At 59.6% G+C, this 12,238-nt stretch carries 11 protein-coding genes; 4 read left to right on the top strand and 7 right to left on the bottom strand.

Features of this window, described 5'->3' with window-relative positions:
• Nucleotides 1-91 precede the first annotated feature (91 nt).
• From DW925_RS01975 to DW925_RS01985, 3 genes are all read right to left on the bottom strand, one after another.
• A complete protein-coding gene (locus tag DW925_RS01975) occupies nucleotides 92-1,615 on the bottom strand; it encodes a C69 family dipeptidase (protein WP_117629586.1) in 1,524 nt (507 codons plus the stop codon).
• Nucleotides 1,616-1,716: 101 nt separating this feature from the next.
• Entirely contained in the window at nucleotides 1,717-2,571 is an 855-nt protein-coding gene (locus DW925_RS01980) for a bifunctional 5,10-methylenetetrahydrofolate dehydrogenase/5,10-methenyltetrahydrofolate cyclohydrolase (protein ID WP_117583984.1), read from the bottom strand.
• A 2-nt stretch (nucleotides 2,572-2,573) separates the two neighbouring features.
• Nucleotides 2,574-3,206, bottom strand: a complete 633-nt coding sequence (locus tag DW925_RS01985; protein WP_158551663.1) for a cyclodeaminase/cyclohydrolase family protein — start codon at nucleotides 3,204-3,206, stop codon at nucleotides 2,574-2,576.
• A gap of 308 nt (nucleotides 3,207-3,514) precedes the next feature.
• On the opposite strand from DW925_RS01985, the gene DW925_RS01990 reads away from it, so the two are divergent.
• Nucleotides 3,515-4,102 carry a hypothetical protein gene (locus DW925_RS01990; RefSeq protein WP_117583982.1) on the top strand — a complete coding sequence of 196 codons (588 nt, stop codon included), beginning with the start codon at nucleotides 3,515-3,517 and terminating at the stop codon, nucleotides 4,100-4,102.
• A gap of 304 nt (nucleotides 4,103-4,406) precedes the next feature.
• Nucleotides 4,407-6,896, top strand: coding sequence for a phosphatidylinositol-specific phospholipase C (locus tag DW925_RS01995; RefSeq protein WP_117629585.1), 2,490 nt, complete (start codon nucleotides 4,407-4,409; stop codon nucleotides 6,894-6,896).
• A 95-nt stretch (nucleotides 6,897-6,991) separates the two neighbouring features.
• On the opposite strand, the gene DW925_RS02000 is transcribed toward DW925_RS01995, so the two are convergent.
• Nucleotides 6,992-7,261: a hypothetical protein gene (locus tag DW925_RS02000; RefSeq protein ID WP_117583980.1), complete on the bottom strand. Its 270-nt coding sequence runs from the start codon at nucleotides 7,259-7,261 to the stop codon at nucleotides 6,992-6,994.
• A gap of 88 nt (nucleotides 7,262-7,349) precedes the next feature.
• Here DW925_RS02000 and DW925_RS02005 point away from each other — a divergent pair, with 88 nt between their 5' ends.
• Nucleotides 7,350-7,790, top strand: a complete 441-nt coding sequence (locus DW925_RS02005; RefSeq protein WP_117583979.1) for a helix-turn-helix domain-containing protein — start codon at nucleotides 7,350-7,352, stop codon at nucleotides 7,788-7,790.
• A 94-nt stretch (nucleotides 7,791-7,884) separates the two neighbouring features.
• On the opposite strand, the gene DW925_RS10180 is transcribed toward DW925_RS02005, so the two are convergent.
• Together DW925_RS10180 and DW925_RS02015 are read right to left on the bottom strand one after the other, a co-directional pair.
• Nucleotides 7,885-8,352 carry an SHOCT domain-containing protein gene (locus DW925_RS10180; RefSeq protein WP_117583978.1) on the bottom strand — a complete coding sequence of 156 codons (468 nt, stop codon included), beginning with the start codon at nucleotides 8,350-8,352 and terminating at the stop codon, nucleotides 7,885-7,887.
• Nucleotides 8,353-8,466: 114 nt separating this feature from the next.
• Nucleotides 8,467-9,804 carry a hypothetical protein gene (locus DW925_RS02015; protein ID WP_117583977.1) on the bottom strand — a complete coding sequence of 446 codons (1,338 nt, stop codon included), beginning with the start codon at nucleotides 9,802-9,804 and terminating at the stop codon, nucleotides 8,467-8,469.
• A 218-nt stretch (nucleotides 9,805-10,022) separates the two neighbouring features.
• Between DW925_RS02015 and DW925_RS02020 the strand changes: the two genes are divergently transcribed.
• Entirely contained in the window at nucleotides 10,023-11,204 is a 1,182-nt protein-coding gene (locus DW925_RS02020) for a cation diffusion facilitator family transporter (RefSeq protein ID WP_117583976.1), read from the top strand.
• Nucleotides 11,205-11,216: 12 nt separating this feature from the next.
• Here DW925_RS02020 and DW925_RS02025 read toward each other — a convergent pair whose 3' ends face one another.
• Nucleotides 11,217-12,206 carry a hypothetical protein gene (locus tag DW925_RS02025; protein ID WP_089572154.1) on the bottom strand — a complete coding sequence of 330 codons (990 nt, stop codon included), beginning with the start codon at nucleotides 12,204-12,206 and terminating at the stop codon, nucleotides 11,217-11,219.
• Between the last annotated feature and the right edge of the window lie 32 nt (nucleotides 12,207-12,238).

Raw genomic sequence — 12,238 nt, forward strand, 5'->3', positions numbered from 1 at the left:
CCAATCACAAACAACTGCATTGGCGTTCTTGTACCCAAGATTGAGTGAAAGCGACAAAGCGTTTAAGCGCTATTCGATCGACGGGAAATCCCTATCTCACGTTGTCGTTCATCGCGAAAGAGTTCTTCATGGCGCAGCTCGTGGTGTAGAGCACCTTGCCCAACAGGGCATCGGTCTCCACGCGCGCGAGCTCGGCAAACTCCTCGTTGGCGCGTGCAAGCTCGGCAGGCACCTCGGCCTCGGGCAGCGCGGCTACGGCAGCGTCGACGTCATGGATCTGCTTGTGGCCCATGCCACCGACCTTCTCCTGGTAGTCCTCCACAGCGCGGCCGCACTCATGGAAGCGGACGTCGGCCAGCGCTCCGATCAGGCGGTTGGCCCAGTAGAAGTTTTCGGACGTCACGCGAGCCTGCGTATCGGCATAGTACTCGGGCATGGTCTCGACGTTGGCGTACAGCGGAACCAGCGCGTTAAACGAGTTGGAACCAAAGGCCATCCACTGCACGGCGCGGTAGGCCGGCTGCGCATAGGGGCGCAGCTGCAGCACGGCGAGCTGGCTGTTACGGTTGATGCCGATGGGGCGATAGGCACCGCGCGTGGCGGGCGTGCCCTTGCTGCCGTAGCAGTCGTACTCCGTGCCCTGGTAGTGGCTCGAAAGCACGTACTTGATGTCCTCGATGGTCACCTTGCGCTCGGGCACGCGGCTCCAGGGGATATCGTCGCTCTCGGGCGTGTAGTCGGCCTCGGAACCGTCCCACACATCGCTGGGGTTGAGGCAGCGCTGCATGTACCAGGCGCGCGGCGTGTTGTAGACATGGTCGCTGTCGCTGTGCGAGCCAAAGGCCTCGCGCGGGTTAAAGATCGCAGCCGGGCCGTCGCCATCGACGCCCAGCGTCAGGTCCAGATGCCACTCGGCCATCCAGGCACGCAGGTCGGCGGAGCACATGTGGTCGGCCTGGGCGCCCTCGGCGTCATCCAGGTCAAAGCTGTCGATACCCAGCTGGTTGGGCATGGTCACATAGGCGTCATCGGGCACGCGCTTGGCGATCCAGTGGTGGCCGCCGATGGTCTCGAGCCACCAGATCTCGTCCACGTCGCTAAAGGCGATGCCGTTGTTCTCGTAGGTGCCATAACGCTCGAGCAGGTCACCCAGAATGCGTACGCCGTCGCGGGCGGATTTGGCATATGGCAGCACCAGGGTCACCATGTCCTCCTCGCCCAGACCGCCGGGCTGCGCCGGAACATAGCCGTCCTCGTCCTCGTTGCCCTTGGCGGGCACGTAGTCGACGAGCGGGTCGGCGCCGCGAACGCGCTCGTTGGTGGTGAGCGTCTCGGTTGCGGACATGCCCACATTGAGCTCGTTGAAACCGGCCTCGGCCCAAATGCCATGGCCCGGGACAACGTCGGGGACGCTTGTGTAACGCATGGGATTGTCGGGCAGCTCAACGGTCAGGTGGCTCAGGAAGCTCGTGTAGACACGCGGCTGCTCGTCGGGATGTACTACGCGCATGCGCTTGGGCTCAAATACTCCATTGGACGAGTCCTCATTGCGGGCAACCAGCGTCGAGCCGTCGTAACTCGCGTTCTTACCAACCAAAATCGTTGTGCACGGCATGCGCATCCTCCTTGAGCGAAGAAATCAAACGGCAACAGTGTATCGCTTCGGCACAAAAAGGGCGAAACCGCGACCTCGGCAACCTCTGTGGTCAAAAACGCCTATTTCGATGCGCGCTCCGCCGCCTCAATCACGTGCTTGGCGAGAATCGCGGTGGTCACAGCCCCCACGCCGCCCGGCACGGGAGTAATGGCACCAACAACCGGCTCTGCAGCATCAAAATCAACGTCCCCGACCAGCTTGCCAGCGGCCTCGTCCCAATTAATGCCAACATCGATAATCGTCTGGCCATCGCGAACCGCATCCGCGCCAATCGTGCGCGCGCGTCCAACGGCCGCAACCATAATATCAGCCGCACGGCACTCGGCAGTCAAGTCACGCGTATGCGTATGGCACGTCGTTACCGTGGCATTGCGAGCCGTAAGCATGGCGGCAACGGGACGGCCAATCACCAGCGATCGACCGACGACCGCGACCTTGGCCCCATCCAGCTCAACGTCGTAATGGTCCAGCAACGCCAACACAGCCTCGGCCGTGCAGGGAGCAAAGCCCTCGCCTCGCCCCGAAAGCGTGGTAAGCAGCGAGGCCGGCGTCATGGAGTCAACATCCTTGGCGGGATCGAGTGCCGCGGCAACCGCATCCTCGTCAAGCCCAGCGGGCAACGGACGAAACATCAGGCAGCCATGAACAGCGGGGTCGGCATTGATGTCCTCGATGGCGGCCAACAACTCGTCCTGCAAAACATCGGCGGGAAGCAAAATGCGGCGAGCCTCAATGCCAACCTTTTCGCAGCGCTTGAGGGCGCCGCGCTCGTAGGACAGGTCGTCCTCGCGCTCGCCCACACGCACGATGGCCAGCGTCGGAACAACGCCGCGCTCGCGCAGGGCTGCGCAGCGAGCAGCATGTTCCACGGTCAAAGCGCGAGCAACGGGAGCACCCTTCAGCAGTTCAGCCATGGCTATCCCCTCTTCCTTGCAGCGTCGGAGGCGCGGCGCGCCAGCGCATCGGCGCGCGGCAACCATGTGTCGAGCAACTCATCACACGCCGTCTCGAGCTCCTCAGCACGAGCGCGATCCTTCATAGACGTGGTGTTCGCAAAGAGCGTCAAACTCGCGCCCTGCATAGCGGCACGGCAGAACACGGCGCCGCACGCCACATCGGACAGCAGCTGACGCGAACCCTTATCGGCCATGTCCTCGAGCAGCGCCAGTGCGCGCCCGCAGGCATCCATAATGCGATACGGCGGCATGGCTGCCACATGCAGCGCATCCTGAATCGCGGTCGCTCGAGCCGGATCGTCACGCGGAATACCGTACGCCGCGGACACCCGCCTGTAGGCACGAACGTCCTCGGAAACCAACTCGACAAGCTCCTGGGCCAGCTCATCAGCCTGGGCAAACGCGCGCGTCAGGTCATCCGCACGATCAGCAAGCGCGGGATTGGTCGCACCGTAGCGGGCAACCATTCCACACAGCGAGGCGCCCAGCGCGCCCACAAAGGCGCTCGCGCTGCCACCGCCGGGAACCGGCTCGCGCGCGGCCAGCGCCTCGGCAAACCCGCGACAGGTCTTGTCCATCATCTCTTGGCTCATACGCATGCACCTTCAAGTCATATAGATCGGTCGGGCGGCAACCGCCGGCCAACCGCATCAAACACGTAATGATGCTAAGTCTAGCCCATAAGCACATAAGCGTCAGCACACCTGGCCATCGCGGATTTCTATGACGAACGATAGGCGTCGGCACCGGCCCTCCCCTCTTTTGCGCCCGCGCATATTGCCACTTAACGGCGCAAATCCGGCACCCAGAATGGGACACATGGCCCACCCTAGCGAGCCGTCCGCGCGTACAGTAAAGGCAGGTAATCCATGGGCGGTTACAGATCGAGGAGGACACGACCATGAAAAAGAAGGCCTTTGCGATTCTCACCCTCTGCATGAGTCTCTTTGCCGCAGTTGCCCTGGTGGGCTGTGGCGGAAGCGGTGGAGCTACCGGCAGCGGTGGCGGTGCGGAAAAGCCAGCCGTGGATATGAGGACCGACTTCATCTGGTTTAAGGTCGAGGTCCCCGAGGGCGTCGAGGTCACCGACGTCGCAGGCGATACCGCCGACAGGGCCCAGTTTAAGTTCACCGAGAGCGAGCACGCCAGCGATCGCTTCATCCCCGTCTTCGATCCTGACAAGAACGCCGACGAGCTGTTCGACTACGAGGCAAAGTGGAATGCCAGCTTTGAGTGGACCGAGAATGACCCCGTCAAGTACAACGGCAAGACTTGGCGCAACGCTTCCTATACACACTCGGGCGGCGTGACGACTGAGTACTTCACCGAAGCAGGCGGCGGCAGCGTCTACGTGCGCATCGACAACGTCGAGGAGCACAAGGATGCCGTCGAAACCATGATGAAGTCTCTGGAATTTGCCGATGATATCGCCAAGGCCAAGACCGAGGCCATGGATGTTAAGCTCGACGATATCGAGATTAAGCGCTAAGCGACTCGCGAGCGCAACGAAAAACACGAGCGCAGCGCCAACAAGCGGCGGTGCCCCAGCGTTTCGTACTAAGGGAGGATCGGCTCGCCGGCCCTCCCTTTCTTATGCCGATAGCCGGCGAACGCGAGGGTGCCGGACGGCAAAACCACCCCCAGCGCGGTAGCAACACAAATAGACAAGCGCCCCAACGCGTCCGCCCGCCGATTAATAGCACCGCGCAGACAATTAAGCCAACACGTTTAGACATCCGGGCAGTATAGTGACCAAAACGAGCGCATAACCGCACCCCGCGAATGGAGGAGTTATGACCGAACACCACGCCATCAGTCGTCGAGCATTTACGCTGGGCCTAGGACTCGCAGCATTGTCGCCATTTGCAAGCCTGCCCGAAACCGCGGCGCTGGGCCTTCCCGTGCGCGCGGCATTTGCAGAAGACACGCCCACACCGGCGGCCACCCTCGACAAGTTCATCATTCGCCTTCGCCCCGCGGGCTATTTTCGCACCGCGAGCGTCAACCAAGACGGCAACGTTCGCGGCAACGTCTGCCACCTGTTTAATGACGGCACGTCCAGCAAACTCATCCTTGAACACGTAGTGACCGATGCAGATAATACAAATTGGTATGCCATCCGCACCTTACTCAATTTCGAAGAGCATAAAAAGACGGGCTACAGCATTTGGTCGGTCGACGGCGACTCGGACAAAGATGGAAAGGTCATCCACGTATGGAGTGGCGAGTATGACGACAAGCCCAGCCGCGCTTTTGCGTTTAAACGCCAGTCAAACGGAACCTATATCATCCGAGACCGCACGGTCGAGAAAGAAACCGAGAAAAAAGACATTAAGTACCTGGCAATAGAATCGGACGGCAAAGACCAGGACAACAATAAGATCTGCCATAAGAGTAAGAGCATTCCGTGGGAGCTCGAACTTATCGGTTACGATATGAAAAAGAACGATGCCACGGTTAGCAGCCTCGACTGGATCACGTACAGCAGCTACGTCGACGGGCCCTGTTGGATGAAATACGTCGACAACAGCAAGTTCCTCGACGAACTGAGCATCCCGGGCACGCACGATTCGGGCACCTGCAGCGTGGACAATGACACCGAGCCCCAATCCTCCCAAGCAAAATGCCAGCAGGATTACATCCCCACGCAGTTGCTCGAAGGCATTCGCTACTTTGATATCCGACTTGGAAAGAACGACGAGAACGGCGACCCCGGCATCGACCACGGAGCTTGTTACCTGCTCAAAAAAGACGGGAACTTTATGCATCTCTCCGATGTCATCGGGTACTTCAATACGTTTTTGAGCGAAAACCCGACAGAAGCGCTCATCATGCTCGTGTCGCGGGGCAATGGCGAGGCTACCAACGAAAGCCTCACGACGGCCTTTGGCAAGGTTTTGGATGAGAACCCCGACCTGTTCTACACATCGAGTCGCATCCCCACGCTGGGCGAGGTGCGCGGAAAGATCGTCCTGCTGCGTCGGTTTGGGCTCGCCGGCAACAGCGTAAGCAGCCACACATGGGGCCTCGACCTCACCCAATGGGACGACAAAATCGCAGCACACACCGACAGCACCTCCATGTGTCTCGTTCGAGACGAGCGGGGCTTTGAAGCCGTGGGGAAAACGGGTGACGAAGAGCCCTATTGCACCAAGGTATACGCCCAGGACCATTACGAATGCACAGGAACCGACAAAATCGGCTGGGTCGATATGGCGCTGCAGGAGACAACCAAGCTCGCCCGCATCATGGTGGACGTCGAGGACAATGACGGGGCCAAGGTAAAGGTCCTGGAGCACAGCTGGTGTATCAACTACACCAGCTGCACGAACTACAAGCAAGGAAGCAATCCTTTTACCGCAGCACGAGTGGTCAACGAGCATCTATACAAGAGCCAGTATATAAACAGCACCGGAAATGAGAGCACAAAGGAGGACTGCCTCAAGCACATTGGCATCATTGCGTCCGACTTTGTTGATGCGGCACTGGCCCGAAGCATCTACCAGCGCAATTACGATGCGAAGCACAAGCAGACCGTTTCGTACTACCTCCCGACCCGTATGCGCATGACATACGGCGACTCGTTGAGCGATGCCTCACTCCGGGATGGAAAGACCGTTGGCGAGGGTCGTTTCCGCCTTGTCGACAGCAGTAACGTACTCAACGTGGCAGCTTCGGGCAACACGTTTGCTATCGAATACGTGGATGTCGACGCCCTGGGCAACGAGACCGTTACGGAACTGCAGGGTTCCGTGCCCATCGATATCGACCCGCGCGCATTGACGCCCCACTTTGAAGGGCTCGAGGGCCTTAAGGCCGGCGAGGACGTGCGCGCAAAGATCGCGGCGCCGCTCGACGGCAAGCTCGAAGGCGATGCCTGCACCGCCCAGCTCGAGTTTATGCACGATGCAAACGGCGCTCCGGGCACGGCAATGGCCGAGGATGAGGCATTTGCCGCGGGGACGTATTGGGTGCGTGCGAAAGGCCTGTTGGGCGACGCGGCGCAAAACTACACGCTCGCCACCGACGGAGCCGCAAGCTTTACTGTGACGACTTCGGGCAACGCGGACGGTGCAGGCAACACCGGCACCGGCACCAACGCGGGCAGCGCCAACAAGAACGGCAAGGGCAACAAGAGCAAGGAATCGGGCGAGAAGCTCGCCGGCACGGGCGACGGCTCTGGCATCGTCGCCGGGCTCGCCGCTGCCGCCGTGGCGACAACGGTCGCCGGCGCGGCAATGCTTGCCAACGATCGCGAAGACAGCGAAGGCGCTAGCGAATAGGCAAGCCGACCCTTTTGGACACATCGACCCGACGAGGGGCGCAGGACACCGTTCTGTGCCCCCAATTTTTACCTTGGCCCGAACGCCGCCATAGGCTACATCACCATATTCAGCACGTTAACAAACTCCTGGGCCTTCGCACGGCTGCTCAGGCTAAAGACGCAAGCAGTCAACAGCCTGTTACGCAGAAAAACATCGCGGCCTTTGATTCTATTGACGCCCGTGATGTCCTTAAGGTAGACAATCTCGGTGTGCTTGCCGCCGAAAGCGCCCTTCTTGAGCACCTCGATACGGTTAGGGTAGATCTTGACGTCTTTAAACCTACCCGAACCCTTGTCCTGAAACAGCAAGGTGTTGTTGTCCATGCGTGTCACTCCCATGGGGTTCGCTAAAACTGCCTCTATGGTCACATTTTAGTCACTTCGGGAATCCCGCACGAAGGCGCTAGGTGACATGGGAATTCGAGTCTTTGATTCGGACGGCGTCGTCGACGCTGTGCCATGTGGCTCGCTGGGCGGAGGTGGGACGTTCGGCTCCGACCTAAACGACGCCGTCGAAAGCGCCGCTGATTTTCTCGCATGTATGGTCGACGATCACCTTATGGGTGGCGTCGACCTGCCTGCGCCGGACTTTGGCCACGAGCCGCAGCACGGTGGCAAAATTATCGCCGTGGCCGTCAGTTGCGAACTCAACGATACCCCCGCCGTCACCGCAGCGGATGCCGCGCGCATGCTTGGCGTTAGCTCGGCAAGAGTATCGCAACTGATAAATGCTGAACTGTTGGATTCATGGAAGGATGGCACCAAGCGAATGGTGTCCAAAGCTTCCATCGAGGCACGACTCGCCGACGCACCAAAGGCGGGACGCCCCAAAGAGGTCCCTATTGCTGTATAAGGCGAGGCTACTGCGCACTTTTATTCCACACGATGTTTTCAGCCTGGTATAAACAAGTTCAATACCAGAATGCAAATCCAACCATCGTGTCTAACTACGAAAGGATTTTCGCCTTTTCTGCAGCAAACTCTTCCTCGGTAAGTACTCCACTATCACGCAGCGCTGCAAGTCTCTCGGGCCTTGCAACTACATCACCACTATCCACCAGCGTCTCAATAGTCTGTGAAACCTGCGGATACTGCTCGAGCTCCTTCGATAGGGCATCGACTATCTCGGCAATATTCTTTGCATTTTTGCCCCCGTTTAGTACGTTTGTCCTGACCTTAGATGACGAGTTGACAGTAACGCCAGATCCACCTTCAACTGGAACAACCGAAATACTGACATTTTCACCCCAGGACCAAAGGCTCATACCAATCTCGGCTGCAACTGTTCTTGTTGTGGGCGATGCGCTATCAACTTTTACTTTAGGTAGCTTTTCCATAGCTGCCTTCAAGGCATTAAACGTGTCGTCAGGAGAATACGGTATCTGAATCTGAAGCTGCTGATCGGCAAAACCCATAATCCGACCTCCGCTTTTGCAAGATTAAGGCTATCGGCAATGTTAGCACGTTCCCAGCACTTTTAAATTCATCTAATGACCTTGTGATGCAGCCCGACACCCCGGCACTACTCCCTACTTCCCAAATAGCGCACCCAGAAGACCACGGCGCTTGGGCTTCTCTTCTCGGTAGGAACCCTCGACGGCGGCTGTAACCTGGCGCGGTTGCTCGCCGCCTCCACGGCGCACGATCTGATATAGGAAGGGTGATTTAACGTATTTGACCTCGATGGGCGTGGCATGCACAGTGCTTTCACCGGACAGATGCAGGCTCGGGTTGAGTGGCGCCACCACATGCGTCTCGCGCTTGTCGCTAAACACCACCGCGGCCGCGCGGCCCGTCTGGCCGTTTACGGCAATGCGCACCTGCTCGCCATCGCGGCTGTCTGTCGCCGGACGATCGACAAAGTAGACCGGCACCATCAGCAAACCATCCTTGTGCTTGCGGGCCTTGCGCGCCCAGGTGCGGATGCTCTTTTTATTGAGCCCCAGCACCGCCTCGGCATCGTTGCCGGCAATGTCGAGCGCCAGCTTATCAATGACCACCTGGTCCTTGGTAGATGCATCGACGGAGACAACGCGGAAGTCACCTTCCTGCATGGCCGGGTCAAACGGCCCAACCTTGGCAAAGTCCCACGGCTCCAAAATCCCCATAAGGCGAACGTCCAGGTAGTTTGCCCTGGAATACGCCCAGTCGAGCACCTCGTAGTACACCAGGGTCTCCTTGCTCAGCCCCTTGCCCGGGAAGGACGCCATCATGCGTAGATCCGCGAGCGCCATGGGGAAGTAGAAGAGCATCATGTCATTTTGAATCGCGTCTTCCACGTCGTGCCCGGCAAAGGCGTCGGGGTACTGGCGCACCAGCTGCAGCGCGTTGGCACGTGCCTGCTGCGGCGAGATTTCGCAGGGAATACCCTGCTCAGGTACATACTCCGCACCAACGCCCATAGTCAGGCGCTTGCTAAAGGTACCGGGTTTGAGCAGGTCGGCAACGCCGATCGTATTACCGCAGGACGGGCACTCAAACACGCGCTGGGTCGATGACCCCTCAAAGGACGCACCGCAGAAGGGGCAGGGAATGCTCACGTGCGCTGCCTCTTGGAACTCTTGAGCCGTGCCGCGGTCCTCCCACAGCAGATGCTCCAGAACCGACTGGTTGCGCCAGTACGAATTGAAGAAATACCAGTCCGGGTCCTCCGGGCGCTCGAGCTGCGACACATAGGTGAGCTTAAGCAGTCCATCGACAACCGTCAGTGGCGTATGGCGAATGCCCAGGGCGCTCTTGGGCTCCCCCGCATCGGCCTGCCACGGAACGACCGTGCCGCAATAGGCGCACTCAAAGCTGCGTTTAGCCTGGTGTGAGTACATAGGGCCGCCGCAGTTTTGGCATTTAATGGCAAACATCTCGTCCATGGATACGTCCTCCTTTGCGCAGGGGCTGTCGACATTAAGTATGTCGGGCGGGCAGGCACATGCCCATACCCATGTGGCCCAAAATGGAGCACCCGGTCGGACAAGAAGCCCCACTCGTTAGCACCAGCAGACCATTGCTGCATTTTCTGAGCATCGGCGCACGGTGCGCCCATGCGAGCTACACTATCCCCTTAACCATGATTGTGAGGACGATTGCCATGCTATTTGTAAATCGGCTGGTACATACGCTTGTTCCCGGCAGTGAGGACGAGCCGGTCGATACAACTTGTCGCACCAACGCGGGCTTTGCCGCAAGCCTTATCTGCATTGGCCTCAACATTGCCCTGTGCCTAGCCAAGGGCATCGCGGGCCTGCTCGCCGGCTCCGTCTCGCTCATCGCCGACGCCTTCAACAACCTCTCCGACGCCTCGAGCAACATCGTGAGCCTGCTCGGATTCCGCCTTGCCAGCCGCCCGGCAGACGAAGGCCACCCCTATGGCCACGGCCGCTACGAATACCTCGCCGGCCTGTTTGTCGCCGTCCTCGTTTGTGCCGTCGGCATCAACCTGGTGCTCGAGTCCGTTACCAAGATCATCAAGCCCTCCCCCACCGCCTACACGCTCGTTTCCCTTGCGGCACTGGCTGCGTCCATGCTCGTTAAGCTCTGGATGGCCGCGTTTAACCGCACGCTGGGCGACCGCATCGACTCGGAGACGCTCATCGCCACGGCGCAGGACTCCAAAAACGATGTCATCACCTCGGGCTCGGTCTTAGCAGCGGCGCTTATTTCGCAAACGACCGGCTTTGACCTCGACGGCTGGGCGGGCCTGGGCGTGGGCGTCTTCATTTGCATCAGCGGCATGGGCCTGGTGCGCGACGCCATCAGCCCGCTGCTGGGGCAAGCGCCCGACCCCAAGCTCGTCCAGGAAATCCGCGACAGGATCATGTCGTACCCCCAGGTCCTGGGCACGCACGACCTCATGGTACACGACTACGGCCCCGGCCGTCAGTTTGCCAGCGCACACGTGGAAATGCCCGGCGAGGGTGATGCCTTTGAGCACCACGAGATTCTGGACACCATCGAGCACGATATCAAACGCCAGATGGGCATTGGCATTACGCTGCACTGCGACCCCATCGCAACAACCGGTGATGACCTGCGCGGCTGGGTCAAGCGCGGCGTAGCGCAGATCGACCCCGCGCTTTCCATCCACGACCTGCACGAGCACGACGGGTTCGTTTCGTTTGACCTGGTGCGTCCCGACGACTTTGACATATCCGACGAGGAGCTGTTGGAGCTCGTCACGCGCATCGTGCACGAGCGCCGACCCAATGCCTCATGCGTCGTTACGTTTGACTCGGGCTTTAGCTCGCCCGACCGTCCGGCCGAGCAGCTGTAGCCCGCTTAACAGCTAGTTTCCCTGCGCGCCCGAGATGCCGTTTTGCAGTGCATTCCAGGCACCCGTCGCCATGTCGCCCAAGTTCTGCGCGGTGTCGCCCAGGTTTTGTGCCGTATCGCCCAGCTCTTGCGCCTTGTCTCCCAACTCCTGTGCCTTGTTGCTCAAGTCCTCCAGCGTATTGGAACTCGAGCTGTCGGTACCGCTTTGGCCGTCGGGCGAGTTGCCCGAGCTATTCTTGTGCGTGAGTTGAATTTCGAGGTTGCCGCTGTCGTTATAGTAAGCAGAAGTAACGACCCAGTTGGCATCGATGACGGGCGTTGAGCCATCATCAGTCAGGACCACGGCATTCGAAAGATTGGCGCCGCGCGACTTGAGAAGTTTCTTGGCGTTGGACCAGTACTGCCCCGGGATATCGCTCAGATCGACGGTGCTAGACGAGGCGGACTCGGTTTGCTCGGCAGCGGTATCAGCCGTTGAACTCCCTCGCTTGTTGAGCATGCCCGACACAATGGCAAACACAACCGACAGCGCAAAGAAGATCGCCAGCACGATGAGGATCTTCTTGATCACGCTCGACGAACGCGACGGCTTCTTCTCCTCGTCCTCGCCATATTGCGGAATCGACTTGGGGTACTCGCGATACGGCTCGCGCGACTCGTAGCGAGACTGCGCCGTGCGAGGCATATACGTCGTCTGCTGAGGCTGCGGAATGGGATTTTGCGGCAGGTCATCATAGGGATTCGGCGTCGAGGCGGCATAAGAATCCTGCGGCGCGTAATCAAACGGGTCCGGAGCTGCGTTGCCATAGGGGCCTTGCGAAGATACGGCATAAGAATCCCGCGCTGTGTCGCCATAGCCCATAACCCGGGTTGGCTCGGCAGAAGGCTGCGTCGCGGCGGGGTCGGTATAACCGGGGTTGGGAACAACGCGGGTCGCATCGGCGCTATCGCCAGCCTGCGCGGAACCGTAGCCGCCCATCACGGTTGTCTTGTCCTGATCCATGCAACGATTCCTTTCCGTCGCCCGTAAGCATC

Origin of the sequence: Collinsella sp. AM43-1, assembly GCF_003467925.1 — a bacterium.
GTDB lineage: Bacteria > Actinomycetota > Coriobacteriia > Coriobacteriales > Coriobacteriaceae > Collinsella.

Excerpts from the sequence above, each read along its gene's own strand:
- DW925_RS01975 (WP_117629586.1), bottom strand. The coding sequence starts at position 1,615 with ATGCCGTGCACAACGATTTTGGTTGGTAAGAACGCGAGTTACGACGGC.
- DW925_RS01980 (WP_117583984.1), bottom strand. The coding sequence starts at position 2,571 with ATGGCTGAACTGCTGAAGGGTGCTCCCGTTGCTCGCGCTTTGACCGTG.
- DW925_RS01985 (WP_158551663.1), bottom strand. The coding sequence starts at position 3,206 with ATGAGCCAAGAGATGATGGACAAGACCTGTCGCGGGTTTGCCGAGGCG.
- DW925_RS01990 (WP_117583982.1), top strand. The coding sequence starts at position 3,515 with ATGAAAAAGAAGGCCTTTGCGATTCTCACCCTCTGCATGAGTCTCTTT.
- DW925_RS01995 (WP_117629585.1), top strand. The coding sequence starts at position 4,407 with ATGACCGAACACCACGCCATCAGTCGTCGAGCATTTACGCTGGGCCTA.
- DW925_RS02000 (WP_117583980.1), bottom strand. The coding sequence starts at position 7,261 with ATGGACAACAACACCTTGCTGTTTCAGGACAAGGGTTCGGGTAGGTTT.
- DW925_RS02005 (WP_117583979.1), top strand. The coding sequence starts at position 7,350 with ATGGGAATTCGAGTCTTTGATTCGGACGGCGTCGTCGACGCTGTGCCA.
- DW925_RS10180 (WP_117583978.1), bottom strand. The coding sequence starts at position 8,352 with ATGGGTTTTGCCGATCAGCAGCTTCAGATTCAGATACCGTATTCTCCT.
- DW925_RS02015 (WP_117583977.1), bottom strand. The coding sequence starts at position 9,804 with ATGGACGAGATGTTTGCCATTAAATGCCAAAACTGCGGCGGCCCTATG.
- DW925_RS02020 (WP_117583976.1), top strand. The coding sequence starts at position 10,023 with ATGCTATTTGTAAATCGGCTGGTACATACGCTTGTTCCCGGCAGTGAG.
- DW925_RS02025 (WP_089572154.1), bottom strand. The coding sequence starts at position 12,206 with ATGGATCAGGACAAGACAACCGTGATGGGCGGCTACGGTTCCGCGCAG.